This is a genomic window from Kribbella lupini, from assembly GCF_039529595.1.
Lineage (GTDB): Bacteria > Actinomycetota > Actinomycetes > Propionibacteriales > Kribbellaceae > Kribbella > Kribbella lupini.
In genome coordinates this window covers 916,335-939,728 of the sequence record NZ_BAAANC010000002.1, presented here as the reverse complement: position 1 = coordinate 939,728, position 23,394 = coordinate 916,335, and the positions used below count along the sequence as shown (strand labels likewise).

Here is a 23,394-nt window from a genome sequence, read left to right as displayed (position 1 = left end):
GTGCGGGTGGGGTTAGTCGGTGCCGCCCCCGCTCGTCGGGCCGGCTGTGTCGAAGACTTCGTCGCGGGTGATGCTCAGGGCTGACTGCAGGGCCCCGGACAGCACCGGGTCGTTGGGTACGGCGGTCATCAGCAGCCGCGGCCGGGGGACGGCCAGCTCGGCCAGCTCCTCCTGGACGAGGCCGCGGAGTCGTTCGCCGCCGGCGGTGATCACGCCACCGGCCAGGACGATCAGTTCGGGGTCGACCACGGCGACGACGGCGGCCAGACCGACGGCCAGCCGGTGGGCGAACTCGGCCAGTACGGCGTCGCCCGCGCCCGGGGTGTCCAGGGCGGCGGCGATCGCGGCTTCCGGCGTACGGGCTTTGAGGCCGTGCGACCGGGCCAGGGCCAGGACGGGTTCGCCGCCGGCCAGTTCCTGGAAGCCGCCGGCGTTGTTGCGGCCGACGTTGCGGACCAGCGGCGTCCCGGGCAGCGGCAGGAAGGCGACCTCACCCGCGCCGCCGGTCGCGCCGCGGACGAGCCGGCCGTTGATGACGACGGCCGCGCCGATTCCCTCCTCGCCCCAGAGCAGGACGAAGTTGTCGCTGCCGGCGGCGTGGCCGACGCGCTGCTCGGCGACGGCGGCCAGGTTCACGTCGTTCTCGATCTCGAGCGGTACGGCGATCGCGGCCGCGAGCTCCTCGAGCAGGTGCGGCGCGTGCCAGCCCGGGAGATGCATCGCGTAGCGCAGGCGGCCGGTGGTCGGGTCGAAGCCGCCGGGCGTGCCGATCGAGACGCGGTGCAGGCGGTCCTTGGTCAGCGCGGCTTCGCCGAGGGCGCCCTCGATCGCCTTGACCACCCGTTCGACGGTGCCCTTGGCGCTGCGCCCGGGGGTCGGCAGCTCGTACCGGCCCACGACCTTGCCGGTCAGGTCGGCGACGGCCGAGCGGATCCGGGCCGGCGTGACGTCCAGGCCGGCGACGTACGCGATGCCGCCGTTGATCTCGTAGAGCTGGGCGTTCGGGCCGGGCCGGCCGGCGCTGGTGCCGCTCGGGCGGACCAGGCCGACGTTCTCCAGGCGGGACAGCAACTGGGAGGCGGTCGGCTTGGACAGGCCGGTCAGGTTGCCGAGCGTCGTCCGGGACAGCGGTCCCTGGGCGAGCAGCAGGTCGAGAGCGGCGCGGTCGTTCATCGCGCGGAGCAGGCGGGGAGTGCCGGGTGTACTGGCCATGCGCTAACCCTGCCCTCCTTCGGCCGTCTGATGCGGGTGCCGTGCCGATTCCCGCCAACTGTTAGGAAAGTTTCCTATTACCGCGAGACCGTACGGGGCCGATCGGGCGGTGTCAATCAGTTGGCCGGACCGGTGACCGAACCGTGCCGATCTGGTGCGTGCGGGTCGGAGGTTAGGGTGGGCTTACCTGGTCCGGTCCTGGGGGGAGAGCTGTTCGTGGCGTACCAAGTGGGGGAGACGATCACCGGCGGGCAGGTGCTGCGCCGCGCGGTCGGCCGGCATCGCAAGCGGCTGGCGCTCGGCGTGTTCTGGTTGTCGCTGCACCAGGCGACCGAGGCGGCCGTCCCGGTGACGATCGGCATCTTCGTCGATCGCGCGGTGTCGACCGGCCGGCTGGAGCCGCTGCTGTGGTGCGTGCTGATGATGGCGGGGCTGTTCGCCGTACTGTCGACGGCCTGGAAGACCGGTGCGCGGCAGGGAGTGCGCTCCGCGGAGTACGAGATGCACCAACTGCGGCTGGAGGTGGCGCAGCGCGTGCTGGACCCGCGTGGTCACCGGACCGGGATGCGGGCGGGTGAGCTGCTGTCGATCGCCACGTCGGACGCGGAGAGGGCGGCGCTGATCATGCGGGCGCTGGCTATTGGTACAGCGGCGACGACGGCGCTGGTGGTGTCGTCGGTGGTGCTGCTGCTGATCGACGTGCCGCTCGGGCTGGGAGTGCTGGTCGGCGTACCGCTGCTGGTGCTGGGGATCCAGGCGCTGTCGCCGCTGCTGACCCGGCGGACCTCCACGCAGCAGGAGTCGGTCGCCAGTACGACGGCGCTGGCTACTGACCTGGTGAGCGGGTTGCGAGCGCTGCGGGGGATCGGTGCGCAGCACAACGCGGCTGAGCGGTACCGGCGGTCGAGTCAGGCCACTCTGGAAGCCACGCTGAAGGCTGCGTCGACCAACGGGTTGCAGGACGGCCTGACTACTGCGGCCAGCGGGCTGCTGCTGGCGGCGGTGGCTGGTGTGGCCGGGTGGTTCGCGTTGAACGGGCGGATCAGCGTCGGCGAGCTGATCACGGTGGTGGGGCTCGCGCAGTTCGTGGCGGAGCCGGTGGCGACGCTGGGGTACGTCAGCCAGGTGCTGGCGATGTCTCGTGCGTCGGCGGCTCGGCTGGCGTCGGTGCTGAGCTCGCCGCCGTTGATGGTGACCGGGTCGGTCGCCTCGGTGGATCCCGAGCGGCCGCTGCTGGAGCTTCGTGGGGTGGGGCACAAGACGTTGTCCGGCATGGACTTGAGCGTTGGCAGGGGTGAGCTGGTCGGCGTGCTCTGCTACGACCCGCGGGACGCGGATGCCTTGCTGGCGGTCGTTTCCGGACGGGCTCCGGAGTACTCGGGCGCTGTTGCTGTTGGCGGGCAGGCGATGGAGGAGCTGGACATCGACCTGCTGCGGCGGTCGGTGCTGGTCGAGCAGCACGACACGGACCTGTTCGAGGGAACGCTGCGGAGCAACCTGCTGGCTGGGTCTGCTGCTGACGAGAGGCGGCTGCGCGAGGTGGTTGCCGCCGCGGCGGCTGTCGACGTTGTCGATGCGCATGCTGATGGGCTGGATCATCCGCTGTCTGATCGCGGCCGGACGTTGTCGGGTGGGCAGCGGCAGCGACTCGGACTGGCCCGGGCGTTGCTGGCGGAACCGCCGTTGCTCGTGCTGCACGACCCCAGTACGGCGGTGGATGCGGTGACGGAGGAGGTGCTGGCGGAGGGGTTGGCGTCGATGCGTGGGGTGTCTTCGTTGGGGACGCTGGTGCTGACCAGCAGTCCGGCGTTGCTGGGGAAAATGCATCGAGTGGTGGTGATCGCCGACGGCGAGGTTGTTGCTGAGGGCACCCATGCTGAGTTGGCGGACGATGCCGCGTACGCCGGGGCGGTGCTCCGATGAGTGAGTCCGAACTGCTGCCTGTTGCTACTCCCAGAGCTACCTGGTCCGTTCTCTGGCGGGAGATTCGGCAGTTGCGTGGGACGTCGCTGGTTGCTGCTCTGGTGATCACCGTGGCGAGTGCGGCCGGGCTGGTTGCTCCCTGGGCGCTCGGCGTGCTGGTGGACGACATCGCCAGCGGCGCCGACCGGTCGGCCGTCGTACGGGTGGTGCTGCTGATCGGGGTGAGCGCCCTGGTGTCCGGTGCGCTGACCGCTCTCGGCGTCACGCTGGTTGCGCGGGTGGGCGAGACGGTGCTGGCGCGGCTGCGGGAAAAGGTGCTGGACCGGGTGCTGCAGTTGCCGGCGCCCGTGCTGGACAAGGTACGGACCGGAGATCTGCTGTCCCGCGTCGGTGACGACGTCTCGTCGGTCGCGGCGGCGTTGACCGAGATCGGGCCGGTGCTGCTGTCGGCGACGCTGACGATCGTGCTGACGGCGGCCGGGCTGTTCGCACTCGACTGGCGGCTCGGCGTGGCCGGGCTGCTCTCGCTACCGATGTACCTGTGGGCGCTGCGCTGGTACCTGCCGCGCTCCGCGCCGTACTACGTCCGCGAACGCGCGGCGCTCGGCGAACGCTCGGAAGCGATCATCACCTCGCTGCGCGGCAGCGCGACGGTCCGCGCGTACCGGCTCGAGGACGCCCAGCTCGCACGGATCCGCGACCGCTCCGCCGTCGCCCGGGACCTCTCGCTGAACGTGTTCCGGCTGTTCAGCTTCTTCTCGTCGCGGATCAACCACGCCGAGTTCGTCGGCCTGACCGCGATCCTGACCGCCGGATTCTTCTTGGTGCGTGGGGATCTGGTGACGGTCGGCGCGGTGACCGCGGCCGCGTTGTACTTCCACCGGCTGTTCAACCCGATCGGTGCGCTGCTGATGCAGTTCGACGCCGTACAGACCGCTGCGGCCGGGTTGGCACGGTTGGCCGGCGTCGTGGAGATCCCGGCGGTTGCGGAGCCGCCGGCTGGTGCGGAGCCGGTCGACGCGACACTGGAGCTGGTCGACGTCCAGCACTCGTACGACGGGCCGCTCGTCGTCGACGGTGCATCGCTGAAGCTGCTGCCGGGGGAGCAGGTCGCGCTGGTCGGCGCTAGTGGCGCCGGGAAGACCACGCTGGCGGCCGTGGCCGCGGGGGTGCTTGAGCCGACCGGTGGGGTGGTTCGGATCGGCGGAGTGGACATTCGGGAGCTCGGCGAGGCGCGGACACGTTCGTACGTCGCCCTGCTGAGCCAGGAGGTCCACGTGTTCTCCGGGCCGCTGGTGGACGACGTACGGCTGGCTCGCGCTGACGCCACGGTCGACGAGGTCGAGGCGGCGCTGGAGCGAGTCGGTGCGCTGGCGTGGGTGCGGGCCTTGCCGGACGGGCTGGACACCCACGTGGGCGAGAACGGCGAGCAGCTGACCGGTGCACAGTCGCAGCAGGTCGCACTGGCTCGGCTGGTCCTCGCTGACCCGGCGGTCGCCGTACTGGATGAGGCGACGGCCGAGGCCGGGTCAGCTGGTGCCCGCGAGTTGGAACGGGCGAGTGCTGCAGCTACTGAGGGCCGTACGACGCTGGTGGTGGCGCACCGGCTCACGCAGGCCGAGCAGGCGGACCGGATCGTCGTGATGGACCAGGGCAAGCTGGTGGAGTCCGGGACGCACGCCGAGCTGTTGGCGTCCCGAGGGCGCTACGCCCAGCTTTGGCACAGCTGGACTGGCACAGCGACTACGGAAGGCGCCAGTCGATAGGAGAACCGCCCTGCTCGACCAGCAGGGCGTTCACCCGGCTGAACGGCTTGGACCCGAAGAACCCGCGGTCGGCCGACATCGGGCTCGGGTGTGCGCTCTCGACGTACGGGGTGTCCCCGAGCATCGGCTTGAGCGTCTGCGCGTCGCGTCCCCACAGGATCGCGACCAGCGGCCCGCCGCGCTTCACCAGCGCGTGGATCGCCTGCTCGGTCACGGCTTCCCAGCCCTTGCCGCGGTGCGACGCGGGCTTGCCCGGCTGCACGGTGAGCACCCTGTTGAGCATCAGCACGCCCTGGTCGGCCCACGGCGTCAGGTCGCCGTTGGTCGGCTTGTCGACGCCGACGTCACTCATCAGCTCGCGGTAGATGTTCGCCAGGCTGCGCGGCACCGGCCGCACGTCCGGCGCGACCGAGAAGCTCAACCCGACCGGGTGCCCCGGCGTCGGGTACGGATCCTGGCCGACGACCAGCACCTTCACGTCCGCGAGCGGCCGCTGGAACGCCCGCAGCACGTTCTCCCCGGCCGGCAGGTACGGCCGCCCCGCGGCGATCTCCGCGCGCAGGAACTCCCCCATCCGCGCCACGTTCTCACTCACCGGCTCCAGGGCCTCGGCCCAGTCCGCCGCGATCAGGTCACCCAACTTGGAACTCACCCGCCACAGCATCCCAGTCCTCCGGCCGCTCCGCACCGCGGGGGTGGAGGAATCGGAGAGAGAAGAGGAGGGGAGGAGGGGAGAGGTGCGCGGAAGGGAGCGGGGAGGGAGAGGAGCGGGGAGCAAGGTGGTGGATGTCACGCACTGTTCGCGTGTCGGTCGACCGGAGGGTTGGGGCGACCGGGTAGAAAGGTCGGCGGCCCCGCAGGGTATGAGCTTGCGGGGCTTTGCTATGCCAGGGGCCAGCTGAAGACGGTGGATGGTGGGGACGGGTGGTGGCGGTTGTAGAAGCGGTGGGCGTCGGTGCGGGTGTTGGCGGAGTCGAGTTCCAGGTGGGTGGCGCCGTGGTCGGTGGCCCACTGGTGGGCGGTCTTCAGGAGTGCTGTACCTACGCCGGTGGAGCGTTGGGTGGGGGAGACGGCCAGGTCCTCGAGCCAGCAGCGTTGGCCGAAGCGGACTGATTCGATGTCCAGGTACAGGGTGCAGAACGCGATGACCTGGTCGTCCTCAGCGGCGGCCAGTACGGCGGTGCTCGGGCCGGCGATGACTCGCGTGAGGCGGTCGGCGGCGACTGCGGGGTCCCAGTGAGCGGGCTTGGTGCCGGGTGGGGCGAAGAGCCAGTCGTAGGCGGCGACCAGTTGGGGGATGTCGGCTGGAGTGGCTGCGCGGATCATGGTCCGGAGCCTAGGGAGCCGTAGGGCGTGGGCCACAGGTCCACTTCGGTGGAGGTTCTTCAGGCCACTAGGTGTTGCAGGGCCTTGGTGTAGCGGCGGGCGTAGAACTGCTGGGTGGTGCGGCCGAGGGGGCCGGCGAGTTTGGTGTACCAGGCGCCGGGGCGGCTGTAGGCGCGGAGGGTGAAGAAGACGCCGTCGGGTTCGCTGGTGACCAGGAAGGACTCCTCGCCGGACTCGGGGTGGCCGGGGAGGGTGCCGTAGGCGAAGCCGATCTGCTGGTCGTCGTCGGCGGTCCAGACGACCCGGCAGGGAATCTTGATCGGGCCGAGGCGGCCGAGGCAGTTGGCGCCGATGGTGGCGGGGGTGTCGGTGGCGCTGATCCGCATACCGGCGCCGCGGTGCATCTGCCAGGTGGTGACGACCTCGCCGGCCCGGCGGAAGAGCTTGTCACCCTCGCCGAGCCGGGTGCGGAGGTCCATCCGGTGGTAGCCCTCCGGGGTGTCGTCGAAACGGGTCGACCCGACCGCGTCGTACGAGAAACGCAGCGCGGCCAGGTCGTCCAAGGTCGTCATGGTGGTCCGGTGCCCGCTCAGCTCGACTTCAAGCCGGCGGTCTGCCCGGCCTTCAGCGCCTTCACGAGCGCCTTCACCTTGGTCTCGTTCAGCAGGACGACGCTCTGCCCCCTGCGGGTGGCGTTCGGGTTCGACACCGGCATACCGAGCGAGACTCCGTCGCCGCCGGTGGTCACCTTCCGCATCGCGAGGGCGAAGCTGACCACGTCGAACGGGCCCATGTCGTCGTCGACGGTCAGCGCGTCCGCGCCGGAGGTGGCGATCTTGTAGTAGCGGACCGGGTTCACGAACGTCTTCCACGACAGGGCGTTGCTCGCGGTCAGGCCGATCACCTCGCGCTGCCGCTCGGCGCGGCCGAAGTCGTCGCCGAGGCCGGGGACCTTGCGGGACCGGACGTACCCGAGCGCGGTGGTGCCGTCCAGCTCCTGGCAGCCCGGCTTCAGGTTGATGTGGGCGTCCTTGTCCTTCATGGCCTTCTTCACGCACACGTCGACACCGCCGACGCTGTCGATGATCGAGGCGAAACCGCCGAAGCCGATCTCGACGTAGTGGTCGATCCGCAGGCCGGTGTAGTTCTCCAGGGTCTGCGTCAGCAGCTTCGGGCCGCCCTTGCTGCCCTCGAACGCGGTGTTGATCTTGCCGTTCCCGCGGCCCGGGATCGGCACCCAGCTGTCGCGCGGCACGCTGATCAGCGCGGGCGGACCGGAGTCCGGGACGTGCAGCAGGATGATCGTGTCGGTGCGGTTGCCGCCGACGCTGCCCGTGCCCAGCTTCTTCTTCTCCTCGGTGCTCAGGCCTTCGCGGCTGTCGGACCCGACCAGCAGGTACGTCGTACCGGCGGCGTCGGCCGGGCGGTTGCCGGCCGGTGCCGCGTCGACCTTGTCGATTCGGCTCCACGCGTACAGCGGAACGACGATCAGGGTCAGCACGAACAGCAGGATGACCAGGCCGATCAGGCGGCCGACCAGGCTGCGCCGCTTCTTGGGGCGGACCGGCGTGCGGCCGACCAGGCGGGGGTCGATGGGCTGCGGTTGACTCATGGCACGACCGTATCCGGCGCGGCGGTGCTCCCGCGTCACCCCAGCGAACGGTTTGCGCCCAGACTTTCAGACCGCGCCGGGTCCGGGCCTCCGCCGAAAGGAGGAATTCGCCGCCTGGATCGAACCAATTCGCCGGAACGTGCGCGGCGGCTGGCCGGTCCGGGCCGCGAACAGCCTGCTGAAGTACGCCGGGTCGTCGTACCCGACGTCGCGCGCGATCGTCGCGACCGGCAGGTCGGTCTCGGCCAGCAGCGCCTTCGCGGCGTTGAGGCGCGTGGTCAGGATCACTTCCTGCGGGGTCGACCCCGTCGACAACCGGACGGCGTCGCGCAGCTCGGGAACGGTCAGACCGAGCTCAGCGGCGTAGTCCGGAATCGACAGCGGGCGGGTCGCGAGCGCTCGGAGACGGTCGACCAGAGTTCCGACGGTCGGGTCGGACAGGCCGGCGAGCTCGTAGAGGCCGGCGAGCAGGTGGACGTCGGGACCGCCGGACCGGGCGGTGCGCAGGAGTTTGGTGAAGGCGCGTTCGACCGGCCGCGGGTCGGCGTACCGGCGTACGGGCTGGTCGACGTCGAGATGGCCGAGGTCGGCGAGGGCGTCGGCGGCGGGACCGCTGAAGAGGACCCAGGACTGCTGCCAGGTCGTGGTCGGCCGGTAGGCGTGCAGTACGCCGGGGAACAGCCAAAGGATCGCTGGGCCGTTGATCTCGTGCAGTTGCCGGTCGGGGCCGTGCAGCAGGTGTCCCCGGCCACGACGGACCAGTACGGCGGCGTGGCAGCCGAGCGCGCGTTCGGGGGACGGGCGAGCGGGGTGGGTCTGCTCACCGGCGCCGAGGCAGAAGAGTCCAAGTCGGCGCTGGGCCTCGTTGGGTGTCAGGTAGAACGACCATTCGTCCACACGGACAAGAGTCCAAGAAGCAGCACAGCTGTGTCCATTCACTACCAAGGTAAAGCCAGGTCAACTGGACAGGTGCTGACTTCCAACGGATACCGCCTGGACGAGCGACGCTTGGGACGACTGGTGGCGGTGCCCACCGAGGAGCGAGGTGATCGGGAGGCACTCAGAGCGAGACTGTGGCGTGACGGCTACCTGTGGCTCCGAGGACTGCTGGATCCCGAAGTGAGCAACGGATTTCGGGAGTACTACTTCGAGCGGACCGGTCTGGCCGACCGCGACGGGCGGCCGCAGGAGGTCGACCGCGCCGCGCTCCGGAAGGTGCTGTTCGGCGAGGTCGTACCGGGCCCCGAGTACGACGCCTTCTGCCGGCAGGCCGCGATCAAGGACTGGTTCGGCTGGTTCTTCGGCGCCGAGACGTTCCTGCACCGGCGCAAGATCATCCGGCACACCGCACCCGGCGAGAACGGCATCGGTACGGCGACGCAGGCCCATTACGACCTCGTCTACCTGCGCGAAGGCACCGACCAGGTGCTGTCCGCGTGGATCCCGCTCGGTGACTGCCCGGTCGAGCGCGGCGGCCTGACCTACCTGGAAGGCAGCCATCACCGCGTACTGCGCGAGGAGGCCGAAGGCCGGCTGCAGCGACCGGCGGCGTCGATCACCGCGGACCTGCCCGCGCTGGCCGAGGAGTACGACGCGCGCTGGCTGGTCGCGGACTACGCGGCCGGCGACGTGGTGATCCACACCGCGCACACGATCCACGCGGCGCTGGACAACGTGGACGACCGGATGCGGCTGTCCACCGACATTCGCTACCAGCCGGCGGAGTTGCCCGTGGATGGGCGGTGGCAGGCGCACTGGCACGACCGTGACTGGCTCTGAGCCACCCTCCGGCAGGCCTCTTGCTAACGACAATCATTTTAGTTAGTGTCTCGACCGTGAATCGAAACGAGTTGGTGGCAGGGGTGGCGGACAAGGCGGGGATCCCGCGCAACCAGGCCGAGCGGTTCCTCGACGCCCTGGGCGACGTGGTCACCGAGGCCGTGCACAAGGGCGACAAGGTCTCGCTGACCGGCCTGCTCAGCATCGAGCGGGTGATGCGCGCGCCGCGCACCGGCCGCAACCCGCAGACCGGCGAACCGCTGTCGATCCCGGCCGGCTACTCGGTCCGGCTGTCGTGCGGCAGCCGGCTGAAGGCTGCCGCACGCGGCGACCTGCGCACGATCAGCGGCTGACCGCCGTCACCCAGTACGGCGTCTCGGGCGTCGGCGGAGTGCTGAACCGGGCGTTCGGCAGGTAGATCCGCGGCCCGAAGAAGGCCGCCGTGGTCGGGACGTCGAAGTCCGGGCTGGTGATCTCGCGGACCAACCGGCCTCGGGACCCGGAGCGGTTGAGGTCCAGGACGGCGATCTTGTTCAGCCGGTTCTGTACGACGTACAGGGTGTCCCCGGAGCGGAGCAGGCCGTCGCCGGCCGTCATCAGTGTGCTGCCGAGGTCGATCCGCCGGGTCACGCCGGTGCGCGGGTCGACCTTGAACAGGAAGCCGGTCCCGGACTGGACGATGATCAGCGACCGGCGGTCCGGCGTCAGCTCGATGCCGTTGGCGTTGAGGTTGACCGTGTCGTGCACGTAGTCGCCGCTCAGCGGGATGGTCTGCGCCGCGCCGAGCTTGCCGTGCCGGCCGATCGGGACCTTGTAGAGCACCGGCTGCCGCGAGTCGGTGAAGTACGCCGCGTCCCGCCCGAGGATCACGTCGTTGACGAACGTCGGCGTTGCGGTGGTGAACGTGTAGCTCGCGAGCACCTTGCCGGTCCGGGTGTCGATCACGCGGCCGTTGCCGCCGGCGGCCCCGGCCACGAACAGGCGACCGCGCTCGTCGACCTTCATCCCGAGCGACGCGGTCCCCGGGCCCTGGCTGATCACCCGGCCCTTGCCGGTGCGGAGGTCGGCCGCGTAGATGTCGCCGTCGACGCGCGAGCCGAAGTACGCCTTTCCGCGGTCGATCGCGATGCCCTCGGGCTGGAAGCCGTTCGGCAGGTCGAAGTGCTTCGGGTACGCCGTACTGGCGGCGTGAGTCGTGCCGGTCGGTACCGCGGTGGCGGTCCCGGCGGTGGTGAGCAGCAGTGCGGAGACGGAGACCGCGGCGACGAAGGCGCGGCGGGACAGCGGGCCGGACATGAGCTGATGACCTCCTGGTCGGTGACAACGCGCCGACTCGATCGCCCCCGGAAGCCGACGATGTGCTCTCGACGGTAGACAACGAAACAAAGGGCGCAAGGGTTCACCGCGATTGGGTAATGTCGCAGGCACAGACACGTCAACAGGTCGCCGGACCAGGATCCGCGGGCCGCGCACGCAGGGGAGTTCGATGACCTCAGGGATCGACATTTCGGGGCTGTCCGGAACCGTCCGGCCGCAGGACGACCTGTACCTGTACGCGAACGGCCCGTGGCTGGACGCGCACGAGATCCCCGCCGACAAGGCGATCTACGGCGCCTTCCACGCGCTGGCCGACGACGCCGAGCAGAGCGTCCGCGGGCTGGTCGAGCAGACCCTGACCGCCGGGCACCCCAAGGGCAGCGAGGCCCGCAAGATCGCGGATCTGTACGGCAGCTTCCTGGACGAGGAGACCGTCGAGCGGCTCGGCGCCGACCCGATCGCGGACCAGCTCGCGCTGGCGGCCGGCCTCACGGACCGTGCGGACCTGGTCGCGGCGCTCGGCACGCTGGAACTGCAGGGCGTCGGCGGCGTCTTCCGGTACGGCGTGGACATCGACGCCAAGCAGTCCGACCAGTACGTCGTGTACGTGCTGCAGGGCGGCATCAGCCTGCCCGACGAGTCGTACTACCGCGAGGACTCGTTCGCCGAGCAGCGGACGGCGTACATCGCGCACGTGGCGCGGATGCTCGAGCTGGCCGGCCTCGCCGACCCCGAGGGCGCGGCCGAGCGGGTGCTCGCGCTGGAGACCCGGCTCGCGGCCGGCCACTGGGACCGGGTGAAGACCCGCGACGTCACCGCGACGTACAACAAGGTCAGCCGTTCCGAGCTGGAGGCGCTGACGCCCGGCTTCGACTGGTCGGCGTGGATGGCGACGGCCGGCGTACCGGAGAACGCCTTCGACACGATCGTCGTGCAGCAGCCGGACTACCTGACCGTCGCCGCGGAGGCGCTGCAGGAGATCGAGCTGGACCACTGGAAGGAGTGGCTCAGCTGGCGGATCGTGCACGCCGCGGCGCCGCTGCTCAGCTCGGCGTTCGTCAAGGAGAACTTCGAGTTCTACGGCCGGACGCTGACCGGCGCGCCGGAGCTGCGGGAGCGGTGGAAGCGCGGGCTCGGCGTGGTCGAGTCGGCGCTCGGTGAGGCGGTCGCTCAGCTGTACGTCGCGGAGTACTTCCCGCCGGCCGCGAAGGCCCGGATGGTCGACCTGGTCGCGAACCTGGTCGAGGCGTACCGGCGCCGGATCGAGGCGCTGGACTGGATGAGCCCGGAGACCCGCAAGCGGGCGCTGGACAAGCTCGGCCGGTTCACGCCGAAGATCGGGTACCCGGACAAGTGGCGCGACTACAGCGCGCTGGAGATCGTCGCCGGTGACCTGGTCGGCAACGTCCGCCGTTCGGTCGCCGTCGAGACCGCCCGCGACCTGGCCAAGCTGGGCACGCCGGTCGATCCCGACGAGTGGCAGATGACGCCGCAGACCGTGAACGCGTACTACAACCCGCGCGCCAACGAGATCGTCTTCCCGGCCGCGATCCTGCGCCCGCCGTTCTTCGGGCTGGACTCCGACGACGCGCTGAACTACGGCGCGATCGGGGCCGTGATCGGGCACGAGATCGGCCACGGTTTCGACGACCAGGGCTCCAAGTACGACGGCGACGGCAACATCAGCGACTGGTGGACCGACGCCGACCGGGCCGCCTTCGAGGTCCGCGCCAACGCGCTCGTCGCGCAGTACGAAGAACTGTCGCCGACCGGCGGTGACGGCCAGAAGGTGAACGGCAAGCTCACGCTCGGCGAGAACATCGGCGACCTGGGCGGGCTGTCGATCGCCTACACGGCGTACGAGATCTCCCTGAACGGCGAAGAGCCGCCGGTGGTGGACGGGCTGACCGGGGCCGAGCGGTTCTTCGTCGCCTGGGGCAAGGCGTGGTCGACCAAGACCCGGCCGGCCGAGGTGGTCCGGCGGCTGGCGATCGACCCGCACTCGCCGCCGGAGTTCCGCTGCAACGCGGTGGTGCGGAACATCGACGCGTTCCACACCACCTTCGGCACCGCCCCCGGCGACCAGATGTGGCTGCCGGAGGAAGACCGCGTCAAGATCTGGTGAGTACGACGAAAGCGCCGGTCCCCCAGCGGGGACCGGCGCTTTCGCGTGGGGTCAGCTCATCCAGTTCTGGATCGCGTCGATCTCCCTCGGCATCGCGGCCGAGAGGTTCTCGGTGCCCTCGTCGGTGATCAGGATGTCGTCCTCGATCCGGATGCCGATGCCGCGCAGGTCCTCCGGCACGGTCAGGTCCTCGGCCTGGAAGTACAGGCCGGGCTCGACGGTCAGCACGTAGCCGGTCTTCAGGTCGCCGCGGTACTGCTCGGTGCGGGCCGCGGCGCAGTCGTGCACGTCGAGGCCGAGCATGTGGCTGACACCGTGCAGCGTGTAGCGCTGGTAGATGCCGCTGTCCGGGTCGAGCGCCTCGTCGGCCGAGACCGGCAGCAGCTCCATCGCGTCCAGACCGCGGACCAGCACCTCGATCGCCGCCTTGTGCCCGGAGCCGAACGCGACCCCCGGACGCAGCGCCGCGATGCCGGCGTTCTGCGCGTCCAGGACGAGCTGGTACAGCTCGCGCTGACGCGGGGTGAACTCGCCGTTCACCGGCAGCGTGCGGGTGATGTCGGCGGTGTAGAGGCTGCGGTTCTCCACGCCCATGTCGAGCAGCATCAGCGTGCCGTCGTTCACCGGGCCGTCGTTCTCGATCCAGTGCAGGGTGGTCGCGTGCGAGCCGGCCGCGGCGATCGACGTGTAGCCGACGTCGTTGCCCTCCGCGCGGGCCCGGCGCCAGAAGGTGCCCTCGATCCAGCGCTCGCCGTACTTGCGGACCTGGTCCATCTCGGCCAGTACGTCGGAGAAGCCGCGGTGCGTGATCGCGACGGCGTCGCGCAGCTGCTCGATCTCGAACGGGTCCTTGACCAGCCGCAGCTCGGACAGCGTCGCGGCCAGCTCCTGGTCGCGGTCGGCGTCGACCTTCACGCCGCTGAGCAGTGACGCCAGCGAGGCGTCCTCGCCCCGCCGTACGCGGGTCGGTACGTCGCTCTTCAGCGCGCCGGCGAGCTCGTCGACGTGCCGGGTCTCCAGGCCGAACTCCTTGGCCGTCTCGGTCAGCGACGGACGGCGACCGGCCCACAGCTCGCCGTACATCCGGTCGCGCCAGAACTCCTCGCCCTGGCTGCGCTCCGAGCGCGGCCGGAAGTAGAGCACCGAGTCGTGGCCGCTGCCGTTCGGCTCGAGCACCAGGACGGCGTCCGAGGTCTGGTCGCCGGCCAGCCAGACGTAGTCGGTGTGCGGGCGGAAGACGAAGTCGGTGTCGTTCGAGCGGACCTTGTAGGTGCCGGCGGGGATCACCAGACGCTCGCCGGGAAAGGCCTGCGACAGGGCGGCGCGGCGCTTCTCGGTCCAGGCCGCGACGTCGCGCAGGCTGGCGTCGGTGCGCTCGATGTCACCCCAGCCGGAGTTCATGAAGGAGCGCAGCTTGTCCTTCGGCTCGTTGTCGTGGCTGGCCGTCTTCGGGGCCTTCTCGGTCGTCTCGGTCATCGTCGACCATTCCTCGTCTCAGCGCTGGGTGTACAGGTGGTCACCGCGGAGCGTGCCACTGTCCGGCAGCGCCTCGGCGGGGTCGGAGCCGACGCGGGTGATCGCGTTCCGCCCGTCCACGAAGACTACGCTCGGCGTGAACGCCTTCGCCTCCTCGTTCTCGAACTGGCCGTAGGCGATCAGGATGACCAGGTCACCGGGATGGATCAGGTGCGCCGCCGCGCCGTTGATCCCGACCACCCCGGAGTCGCGCGGGCCCTCGATCAGGTACGTCGAGAGCCGGTGGCCGTTGGTGATGTCGACGATGTCGACCTTCTCGCCGGGCAGCAGGTTCGCCGCGTCCATCAGCGTCGCGTCCAGCGTGCAGGACCCGACGTAGTCCAGGTCGGCCTGGGTGACGGTGGCCCGGTGCACCTTCGACTTCATCATCTCGCGCAGCATGGCGCTCATCATCCAGGCCACCCGGTGGAGTGTCAGTGGTCACCGTCACCCTGCGCTCAGCGGTGGACGAGTTCAGGCTCCCGCTCGGAGCCGACCGCGGGCTCGAACCGGCGGCGCAGCTTCTCGCCTTCGACGTCCACGTCCGGCAGCAACCGGTCCAGCCGGCGCGGCAACCACCAGGCCGAGCGGCCGAGCAGCGCCAGGACGGCGGGCACGATCGTCATCCGGACCACGAAGGCGTCGACGGCCACCGCGAAGGCCAGACCGAAGCCGATCTGCTGGACCAGCGTCTCGGTGGACAGGATGAAGCCGGTGAACACCGCGATCATAATCACCGCCGCGGCCGTCACCACCCGGGCGCTGTGACCGAAACCGTCCACGACGGCCGCGCGCGGAGCCGCGCCGCGCACGTGCTCCTCCCGCATCCGGGTGACCAGGAAGACCTGGTAGTCCATCGCGAGCCCGAACACGATCCCGACCAGGAACACCGGCAGCATGCTGATGATCGGCCCGGTCTGTCCCTCGATGCCGAACAGGCCGGCCAGCCAGCCCCACTGGAACACCGCGACCACGGCGCCGAAGGTGGCCGCCACCGTCAGCAGGAAGCCCAGTGTCGCCTTCAGCGGGATCAGCAGCGAGCGGAACACGAGCAGCAGCAACAGGAAGGCCAGCCCGACGATCAAGGACAGGTAGGGCAGCAACGCGTCGTTCAGCTGGTTGGAGATGTCGATGTTCATCGCGGTGACACCGGTGACCGACACCTCGGCCCCGGCTGCCTCGGGCAGGTCGCGAATCGCCTCGACGAGGTCCGTGGTCTCCGTCGTGCTCGGGCCGCTGGTGGGAATCACGGTCAGCAGAGCGGTGTCACCAGCCGGATTGAAGGTCGCGGGTGTCACCACCGCGACATCCGGCAACGCCCGTACGGCGGTCGCCGTACTCGCCGCGGCGGCCTGCGGGTCAGCGGCACCGGCCACGTCGACCACCATCAGGAGCGGGCCGTTGAAGCCGGGGCCGAAGCCGTCGGACAGCAGTTGGTACGCCTTGCGCTGCGTCGAGTCCGGCGCGGCGGTGCTGTCGTCGGGCAGTCCAAGCTCGAGGGAGGCCGCCGGGATCGCGAGCGCTCCCAGGCCGATCACGGCCGTCAGCAGCACGGCGACCGGACGGCGGGTGACGAAGCCGGCCCAGCGGCGTCCGACCGTCGGTTTTCCGCCGGAGCCCTCGGGATCGCCGCCGCGCAGACCGGGGATCCGACCACCCAGCACCCGTCGCCCGGCCATCCCGAGCAGCGCGGGCAGCAGCGTCAGCGCGATCGCCACGGCGATCACGACGGTGAAGGCGGCCGCGAGTCCCATCTGGGTGAGGAACGGGACGTTCACCACGAACAGGCCACCGAGGGCGATGACGACGGTCAGCCCGGCGAAGACCACCGCCGATCCGGCGGTCCCGACCGCTCGGCCGACCGCCTCCTCCGGCTCCAGGCCGGTACTCAGCTCGTGCCGGTAGCGGGACATGATGAACAGGGCGTAGTCGATCGAGACCGCGAGCCCGATCATCATCGCGAGGATCGGCGTCCCGGAGCCGATGTCGGCGAAACCGGTCGCGATCGTGATCGCGGCGATCCCGATCCCCACCCCGATGATTGCCGACAGCAACGGAAGGCCGGCGGCGACCAGCGAGCCGAAGGTGATCAGCAGCACCACGGAGGCCACGCCGACGCCGATCACCTCGGCCAGGCTCTGCTCGCCCTGCTCCATCATCGCGTCCCCGCCGTACTCGACGGTCAGGCCTGCCGCCCTGGCCGGCTCGACCGCGGCGGCCACGGCCTCCCGGGACTCCGTCGTCACCTCCTGGCCGGTGACGTCGTACGAGACCTGGGCGTAGCCGGTGCGGCCGTCGGCCGAGATTGCCCGGGCGGCGTACGGGTCCGAGACCTCCGCGACCTGCGGGCCGGTCCTGAGCCGGTCGAGCACGCCTTTCACGGCGGCGGTGTTGTCCGGTGCGGCGAGCTGCTCACCCGGCGGCGCCTGGAAGACGATCCGCGCGACGCCGCTGTCGGCACCGGCCTGCGGGAACCGCTCGTCGAGCAGGTCGACGGCCCGCTGCGACTCGGTCCCCGGGATCGAGAAGCCGTCGCTGACCGGACCGGACAGCGTCGCGGCGCCGGCGATGCCGGCCAGGAGCAGCCCGAGCCAGACGAACACGACCGTCCTGCGCCGCCGGAACGCGAACCGGCCGAGCCGGTAGAGGTAGGTAGCCATGCTCACGATCGTTGCGGCGGGACCCGGTAGTCCGCGTCCGCCCAGTGCGGGCTTCCCGCCGTACTGCGGTCGTCGTACGGGCTACTGCGGCTGCTGTACGCCGGCGCGGACCAGGCCGGTCCGGTACGCGATCACCACGAGTTGCGCCCGGTCCCGGGCGTCGAGCTTCACCATCGCCCGGTTCACGTGCGTCTTGGCGGTCAGCGGCGACAGCACCAGCCGGTCGGCGATCTCGTCGTTGGACAGGCCGAGCGCGACCAGACCGACGACCTCGCGCTCGCGATCGGTCAGCACCGCCAGCTCCTCGGCGTCCGTCGACGTGCCGATCTCGGGCTGCGCCAGGAACCGGTTCATCAGGCCGCGCACCGCTTTCGGCGACAGCAGCGCGTCGCCGCCCGCGACGACCCGGATCGCGCTGATCAGCTCGTCCGGTTCCACGCTCTTGCCGAGGAACCCGCTGGCGCCCGCCCGGATCGCCTCGAAGACGTACTCGTCGACCTCGAACGTGGTCAGGATGAGCACCTTCACCCCGGCCAGCGAGTCGTCCGCGGTGATCTGCCGGGTCGCGGCCAGTCCGTCCGTCCCGGGCATCCGGACGTCCATCAGGATCACGTCGGCCCGCTCGCTGCGGGCCAGCTCGACCGCCTGCCGGCCGTTCGCGGCCTCAGCGACGACCTCCAGGCCGGGCGCTGAGTTCACCAGCACCCGGAAGCCGCTGCGGATCAGCGTCTGGTCGTCGGCCAGCAGTACCCGGATCGTCACCTGTGTCTCCAGTCTCCAGCGGCAGAACGGCACGCACCCGGAACCCGCCGTGCGGCACCGGCCCGACGGTCAGGTCGCCGCCGACCGCGGTCACCCGCTCCCGCATCCCGAGCAGTCCGTGCCCGGCACCGACCGGCACCGCGGCGGTCCGGTACGGCGTACCGGGGTGGCCGCCGTCGTCGGTGATCTCGATCGTGAGCGAGCCGCGCTGCTGCTCGAAGCGGATCTGGACGACGGCGCCGGACGCGTGCTTGACCACGTTGGTCAGGGATTCCTGCAGAATCCGGTACGCCGTCAGCTCGATCACGTCCGGCAGCGGTCCGGCAGCGGGTGGCTGCCAGTCGACCACCAGCCCGGCGGCGGTGAACGAGTCGATCAGCGTGCCGATCTCCTGCAACGTCGGCGTCGGCGCTGTCGGCAGGGTGCCGTCGCCCGAGCGGCGGAGCACACCGAGCAGCACGGTGAGCTCACGCAGTACTGTCCGGCCTCCCTCGCGCACCAGCGCGAGCGCGCGGTCGGCCTCGTCGGGCTGGTCGCGGAGCAGGTGCGACGCGACGCCGGCCTGGACGTTCATCAGCGCGATGTGGTGGGCGATCACGTCGTGCAGCTCGTGCGCGATCCGCAGCCGCTCGTCGATCACCCGGCGTTCGGCCTCTTCCTCACGGGACTGCTCGGCCCGCCGGACCCGGTCCTCCAGCTCCGCCTGGTACGCCTGGCGATAGCGGACGGCTTCGGCGAGAGCGCCGGCGAACAGCACCAGGACGGCGACGGGCAGGTTCTCCAGCACGCCGCCGTCGGTGAAGAGCGTGGTGGTGCCGACCATGATGACGACCGTGGCGACGACGGCGATCGAACGGGTCCGCCGGTCCTTCTGCATCACGACCGTGTAGATCGCGCAGGCCATCGCCAGCGCGATCGCGCTCTTCACCTCGGTGGTCACCGCGTACGCGACCGCGGCCGCCGTCGTGATCGCGAGCACGATGAGCGGCGCCCGGCGCCGGAACACCAGCGCCGCGCAGGCGATCACGATGATCACCACCCGGCCGAAGGTCAGGTCGATCTGCCGCTGACCGTGGGCGGCGCCGGGCTGGGCCAGGTTGATGACCAGCAGGACGAGCGCGATGGCGCAGTCGCACGCCACCGGATGCAGCTTCAATCCGGCGTACCAGCGCGCGGGCACACCCATGTCCTCACAGTACGGGTGCGGGCTTCGCCGCCGCGTCGTCCACGGGCGGTACGCGGTGGGTACTGCGAACGCAGTACGCCTGGAAGGAGATCGGGGTCAGGCGAGGAACTCGCGGAGCGCGGTGGTCGGGTCGGGGGCTGCTTGCAGGGCGACGCCACGGGGCAGCAGCTTCAGTTGTCCGCTGTGGACGCGGCCGGCGACGCAGGCTCGTTCCCACAGCAGGATCGTCTGGAGCGCGACCGCGTCGTACACAGGTCCGTTCGGATCGCTCCAGCGGGGACTGCCGAACTGGCGGCGCAGGTGCTTGGCGACCTTGCCCGAGGCGGTCTCGCCGGCGAGCCCGACGCCGGTGAAGGTCGGTGCGAACGCTTCGGCGGCGACGGTGACGATGTCGGCGTCGAGCATCGCCTGGAGGCTGGTCATGGGGAGAGCTCCTGAAGGGCGGTGAGGTAGGCGTCGAGACGTTGCTCGGCGGCCGTGGTGGTCAGGTCGAGTCTGCCTGCCGCGCGCCAGGCCGCGGCGGTGAGGTGGATGTCCTCGGAGCAGGCGAGGGGGTCGCGGACGAGCCAGTAGTAGCGGTCGGCCGGACTCGGCGCCAGCGTGCCGCCGGCGGCCTCGTAGGCGGCGACGAAGTCCAGGCCCAGGGAAGGGCCGTGCAGCAGGGCGAGGTTCACGGCGCAGTGCGCGACGTCCAGGTCGGCCGGACCCCAGCTCGGACTCGCCCAGTCGACCACACCGGTGAGCTGGTTCTTCCCGTCGAACAGCACGTTGCCGGGCTGGAAGTCGCGGTGCAGATAGCGCCCTTCGTACGACGGCACCGGCCCACGGATGACATCGATCGCGGCCGCCCACACCCGCCGGTCGGCACCGGGCGGAGTGATCACGGTGTCGGCAGTCGTCAGGGTCGTGTACTTGGGCGGCCGCTCGACAGGCCGGAGGGCATGGATGGCCACGAGCTGACGCGCGAGCAGCGGAATCCGGGCCTCCACTCCCGCGTCATCGAGAACCGGTCGGCCAGGCAGATGCGTCATCAGCAGCGACGGGTACTCGCACTCGGCCCCGACGGGATCGACACCGACCAGCTCGGGACCGATCACGGTGGTTGCCGTAAGCATCGACAACGCGGCGGCCTCGCGGGTCAACGCGTCCTCGGCGTCGATCACGTCGACGTACGAACGCAGGACCAGCGCACGGGTCTCACCGTTCGGCCCGGCAACACTCAGCCGCCGCATCTCGGCAGTGATCCCCCCGACCAGCACCTCGACCCGAACGACCCGTTCACCGTCGGCAAGCTGATCCGCCACCCAGGCAAGAGTTCTCGGTCGCACAGTCACCGACCCACCTCATCACCCGACCGCCCCCACACGGAAACCCTTTTCGGTACGGCGGGTCAGCGCTGCAGCGCTTGCGCCGCCTGGACGGCCAGGTCTCGGAGGATGGTGTAGCGCGGGCGGAGGTGTTCGATTCGTTCGACGTCGGGGGCTGAGGGCTCGAGGTGTTCGCCGCCGGGGATCGGGGAGAGGCCTAGGGCTACGGCCGCGGCGCCACGGGCGCCTACTTCGGCTTCGGCGCAGACGTCGGTGGGGCGGGCGAAGGTTGCGGTGAGGCAGCGGCGCCACCAGGCGGAGGCATCGATTCCGCCGCCGCCGAGGACGACCTCGAGCTTGCGGCCGAACAGGGTGTCGAGCATGCGGAGGCCCCGGTCGATCTCCAGCGAAGCGCCTTGCAGGGACGCCGCGAGCAGGTCGGCGGCGTCGTCGTCGAAGGACAGGCCGAAGTAGACGCCGGAGCCGCCGGGGACCGTCTCGGGTGGGCGGGTGCCGGCCTGGAACGGGATCGCGATGACGCGGGACGAGCCGATCTCGACGTCGGTCGGTTCCTGGTGCGCCTCGTCGAGTTGCAGCACGGTGGTGAGCCAGGCGTGCAGGTTCCCGGCGGCGGAGAAGGCCATGCCGGTCACCGCGCGCTTGTCGTCGACGCGGTAGCGCCAGAGCTCCCACGGCAGCTCGGGCGCCTGGTCGATCGGGTGCACGACCCGTACGGCGGCCGACGTGCCGACGGTGACGGCCGCGGTCGACTCGTCGTACCCGCCGGTCCCGACGTTGGAGGCCGCGCCGTCGCCGGTCGGCGGATGGATCGGTACGCCGACCAGCCCGGGCCAGCGGCGCGCGTACGTGCCGGCCAGTACGCCGGTCCAGCCGCTCGGCACGATCGTCGGCAGGCGGTCGGGGGTCACCCCGGCGATCGCGAGCGCCTCGGCGTCGTACTCGCCGGTGGCCAGGTCGAGCGAACCGGTGCCGGAGGCAATCGAGACCGACGTGACGCGCTCGCCGGTGAGGCGTTCGAGGACGAGGTCGGGCAGGCCGGCGAAGGACGCGGCCTGCACCTCGGACAGCAACCAGGGGATGCGGCGCGGCCAGTACAGGCGGTGCAGCCAGGAGCCGGTGCGGGCGTGGAAGGCGTGCTCGTCGAACGCGGGGTCGAGCCGGGGCTGGACCGAGCGGGTGTCGGCCCAGGTGATCAGCGGGGTCAGCGCCGCGCCGTGGTTGTCGAGGGCAACGATCGAGTGCCACTGCGAGGAGAGCACGATCGCGGTGATGCCGTCGAGGTGGCCGTTCTGCTGCAGCTCGTCGAGGCAGCCGAGCAGGCCCTCGACGTACTCGTGCAGGTCGATGGTCGCCGAACCGCCGGTCGCGTACGTCGGCGTGATCTTGTGCCGCGCCAGGGCGCCGGGCACCGGCGAGGCGTCAGCAGCTGACAGGACGAGTGCTCTTGCGGATGAGGTGCCCAGGTCAAGGGCCAGGACATGGTCAGTCGGCGGCATGCAGTGCCTCGAGGAACGACGCGGCCCACACGTTCACGTCGTGCGCGGCCAGGTGCTTGCGCATCGCCTTCATCCGGCGGCCGAGCTGGCGGTCGTCGGTGTTCATCGCGTCGACGATGGTGTCCTTCATGCCGTTGATGTCGTGCGGGTTGACCAGGAACGCCTGCCGGAACTCGTCGGCCGCGCCGGCGAACTCGCTCAGCACCAGCGCGCCGGTGTCGTCGTACCGGCAGGCGACGTACTCCTTGGCGACCAGGTTCATCCCGTCCCGCAGCGGCGTCACCACGGCGACGTCGGCGGCCCGGAACAGCGCGGCCATCTCGGTCCGCGAGTACGACGTGTGCAGGTAGTTGATCGCGGGCGTGCCGATCCGGCCGTGCTCGCCGTTGATCCGGCCGACCAGCAGCTCGATCTCGTCACGCAGCACCCGGTACTGCTCGACGCGTTCCCGCGACGGCGTCGCCACCTGGATGAACACCGCGTCGTCGACCGAGACGCGCTTCTCGTCCAGCAGCTCACCGAACGCGCGCAGTCGTTGCCGGATGCCCTTGGTGTAGTCGAGCCGGTCGACGCCGAGCAGGATGTGGGCCGGGTTGCCGACCTCCTTGCGCATCTCCGCCGCGCGGGCCTCGGTCTCCGGCTGGCGGGCGATCTGCTCCAGCTCGCCGACGTCGATCGAGATCGGGAACGCCTTGGCCCGGACGATCCGGTCGTCGGGCAGGTGGATCCGGTCGCCGCGGGTCCGCAGGCCCATCCGGTTGCGGGCCAGGCGGGCGAAGTTCGATGCCGCGCCCGGTCGCTGGAAGCCGACCAGGTCGGCGCCCATCAGGCCGTCCAGGATCTGCCGGCGCCACGGCATCTGCGCGAACAGCTCGGTCGGCGGGAACGGGATGTGCAGGAAGAACCCGATCCGGACGTCGGGACGCAGCCGGCGCAGCATCGCCGGGACCAGCTGCAGCTGGTAGTCGTGCACCCAGACCACGGCGTTGTCGTCGGCGACGTCGGCGGCCGCCTCGGCGAACCGCCGGTTCACCGCGACGTAGGCCTCCCACCACTCCCGGTGGAACTCCGGCGGCACGATCACGTCGTGGTACAGCGGCCAGAGCGTCGCGTTCGAGAAGCCCTCGTAGTACAGCTCGACGTCCTCGGCCGACAGCGTGACCGGGACCAGGTGCATCCCGTCGGTGTCGAACGGGTCGACCTTCTCGTCCTTGCCGCCGGTCCAGCCGACCCACGCCCCGTGGTGGCGCTGCATCACCGGTGCGAGGGCGGTGACCAGTCCTCCTGGGCTGCGCCGCCACGCCGTACTGCCGTCGGGCATCTCGACCCGGTCGACCGGCAACCGGTTGGCCACCACCACGAAGGAACTGCGTCCGCTCGGCATCTG

21 protein-coding genes are annotated in these 23,394 nt (G+C 70.6%); 5 read left to right on the top strand and 16 right to left on the bottom strand.

All coding sequences use genetic code 11. The features are described 5' to 3' along the window. Positions 1-12: 12 nt before the first annotated feature. Entirely contained in the window at positions 13-1,212 is a 1,200-nt protein-coding gene (locus tag ABD235_RS17690) for an ROK family transcriptional regulator (RefSeq protein WP_344175287.1), read from the bottom strand. A 216-nt stretch (positions 1,213-1,428) separates the two neighbouring features. Here ABD235_RS17690 and ABD235_RS17685 point away from each other — a divergent pair, with 216 nt between their 5' ends. Next, a complete protein-coding gene (locus ABD235_RS17685) occupies positions 1,429-3,135 on the top strand; it encodes an ABC transporter transmembrane domain-containing protein (RefSeq protein ID WP_344175286.1) in 1,707 nt (568 codons plus the stop codon). Next, entirely contained in the window at positions 3,132-4,901 is a 1,770-nt protein-coding gene (locus tag ABD235_RS17680) for an ABC transporter ATP-binding protein (protein ID WP_344175285.1), read from the top strand. Before ABD235_RS17685 ends, ABD235_RS17680 begins: the two co-directional genes overlap by 4 nt. On the opposite strand, the gene ABD235_RS17675 is transcribed toward ABD235_RS17680, so the two are convergent. From ABD235_RS17675 to ABD235_RS17655, 5 genes are all read right to left on the bottom strand, one after another. Beyond that, positions 4,879-5,565 carry a uracil-DNA glycosylase gene (locus ABD235_RS17675; protein WP_344175284.1) on the bottom strand — a complete coding sequence of 229 codons (687 nt, stop codon included), beginning with the start codon at positions 5,563-5,565 and terminating at the stop codon, positions 4,879-4,881. The genes ABD235_RS17680 and ABD235_RS17675 overlap by 23 nt on opposite strands. Positions 5,566-5,783: 218 nt before the next feature. After that, a complete protein-coding gene (locus ABD235_RS17670) occupies positions 5,784-6,227 on the bottom strand; it encodes a GNAT family N-acetyltransferase (protein ID WP_344175282.1) in 444 nt (147 codons plus the stop codon). A 59-nt stretch (positions 6,228-6,286) separates the two neighbouring features. Then, entirely contained in the window at positions 6,287-6,799 is a 513-nt protein-coding gene (locus tag ABD235_RS17665; protein WP_344175280.1) for a DUF1990 domain-containing protein, read from the bottom strand. Positions 6,800-6,816: 17 nt separating this feature from the next. After that, a complete protein-coding gene (locus ABD235_RS17660; protein WP_344175279.1) occupies positions 6,817-7,839 on the bottom strand; it encodes an LCP family protein in 1,023 nt (340 codons plus the stop codon). A 66-nt stretch (positions 7,840-7,905) separates the two neighbouring features. Next, the gene (locus ABD235_RS17655) at positions 7,906-8,736 is read right to left on the bottom strand and encodes a helix-turn-helix domain-containing protein (RefSeq protein WP_344175278.1); all 831 of its coding nucleotides are present in this window, start codon (positions 8,734-8,736) and stop codon (positions 7,906-7,908) included. Between the two features lie 72 nt (positions 8,737-8,808). Between ABD235_RS17655 and ABD235_RS17650 the strand changes: the two genes are divergently transcribed. Continuing rightward, entirely contained in the window at positions 8,809-9,618 is an 810-nt protein-coding gene (locus tag ABD235_RS17650) for a phytanoyl-CoA dioxygenase family protein (protein WP_344175277.1), read from the top strand. 56 nt (positions 9,619-9,674) lie between these two features. Then, the gene (locus ABD235_RS17645) at positions 9,675-9,971 is read left to right on the top strand and encodes an HU family DNA-binding protein (protein WP_344175275.1); all 297 of its coding nucleotides are present in this window, start codon (positions 9,675-9,677) and stop codon (positions 9,969-9,971) included. Here ABD235_RS17645 and ABD235_RS17640 read toward each other — a convergent pair. Then, entirely contained in the window at positions 9,961-10,914 is a 954-nt protein-coding gene (locus ABD235_RS17640) for an SMP-30/gluconolactonase/LRE family protein (protein ID WP_344175274.1), read from the bottom strand. The genes ABD235_RS17645 and ABD235_RS17640 overlap by 11 nt on opposite strands. Before the next feature lie 190 nt (positions 10,915-11,104). Here ABD235_RS17640 and ABD235_RS17635 point away from each other — a divergent pair, with 190 nt between their 5' ends. Then, on the top strand, positions 11,105-13,060 hold the full coding sequence (locus ABD235_RS17635; protein ID WP_344175273.1) for a M13 family metallopeptidase: 1,956 nt from the start codon (positions 11,105-11,107) through the stop codon (positions 13,058-13,060). A gap of 51 nt (positions 13,061-13,111) precedes the next feature. Here the strand turns inward: ABD235_RS17635 and ABD235_RS17630 are convergent, their stop codons facing one another. The 9 genes from ABD235_RS17630 to ABD235_RS17590 all read right to left on the bottom strand — a co-directional run bounded on the left by ABD235_RS17630 (position 13,112) and on the right by ABD235_RS17590 (position 23,391). Continuing rightward, positions 13,112-14,536: an aminopeptidase P family protein gene (locus tag ABD235_RS17630; RefSeq protein ID WP_344175272.1), complete on the bottom strand. Its 1,425-nt coding sequence runs from the start codon at positions 14,534-14,536 to the stop codon at positions 13,112-13,114. Between the two features lie 18 nt (positions 14,537-14,554). Then, positions 14,555-14,977, bottom strand: coding sequence for an aspartate 1-decarboxylase (gene panD / locus ABD235_RS17625; protein WP_344178677.1), 423 nt, complete (start codon positions 14,975-14,977; stop codon positions 14,555-14,557). 56 nt (positions 14,978-15,033) lie between these two features. Next, entirely contained in the window at positions 15,034-17,235 is a 2,202-nt protein-coding gene (locus ABD235_RS17620) for an MMPL family transporter (protein ID WP_344175271.1), read from the bottom strand. Between the two features lie 81 nt (positions 17,236-17,316). Further along, on the bottom strand, positions 17,317-17,997 hold the full coding sequence (locus ABD235_RS17615; protein WP_344175270.1) for a response regulator transcription factor: 681 nt from the start codon (positions 17,995-17,997) through the stop codon (positions 17,317-17,319). Next, the gene (locus ABD235_RS17610) at positions 17,900-19,183 is read right to left on the bottom strand and encodes a sensor histidine kinase (protein ID WP_344175269.1); all 1,284 of its coding nucleotides are present in this window, start codon (positions 19,181-19,183) and stop codon (positions 17,900-17,902) included. The genes ABD235_RS17615 and ABD235_RS17610 overlap by 98 nt, the downstream gene beginning before the upstream one ends. A 96-nt stretch (positions 19,184-19,279) precedes the next feature. Continuing rightward, positions 19,280-19,606 (bottom strand): hypothetical protein, encoded by a 327-nt coding sequence (locus tag ABD235_RS17605; protein WP_344175268.1) that lies wholly within the window; start codon positions 19,604-19,606, stop codon positions 19,280-19,282. Beyond that, positions 19,603-20,487: an aminoglycoside phosphotransferase family protein gene (locus tag ABD235_RS17600; RefSeq protein WP_344175267.1), complete on the bottom strand. Its 885-nt coding sequence runs from the start codon at positions 20,485-20,487 to the stop codon at positions 19,603-19,605. The genes ABD235_RS17605 and ABD235_RS17600 overlap by 4 nt, the downstream gene beginning before the upstream one ends. Before the next feature lie 86 nt (positions 20,488-20,573). Beyond that, a complete protein-coding gene (locus ABD235_RS17595) occupies positions 20,574-22,007 on the bottom strand; it encodes an FGGY family carbohydrate kinase (protein WP_344175266.1) in 1,434 nt (477 codons plus the stop codon). Continuing rightward, positions 21,994-23,391 carry an alpha,alpha-trehalose-phosphate synthase (UDP-forming) gene (locus ABD235_RS17590; RefSeq protein ID WP_344175265.1) on the bottom strand — a complete coding sequence of 466 codons (1,398 nt, stop codon included), beginning with the start codon at positions 23,389-23,391 and terminating at the stop codon, positions 21,994-21,996. The genes ABD235_RS17595 and ABD235_RS17590 overlap by 14 nt, the downstream gene beginning before the upstream one ends. Between the last annotated feature and the right edge of the window lie 3 nt (positions 23,392-23,394).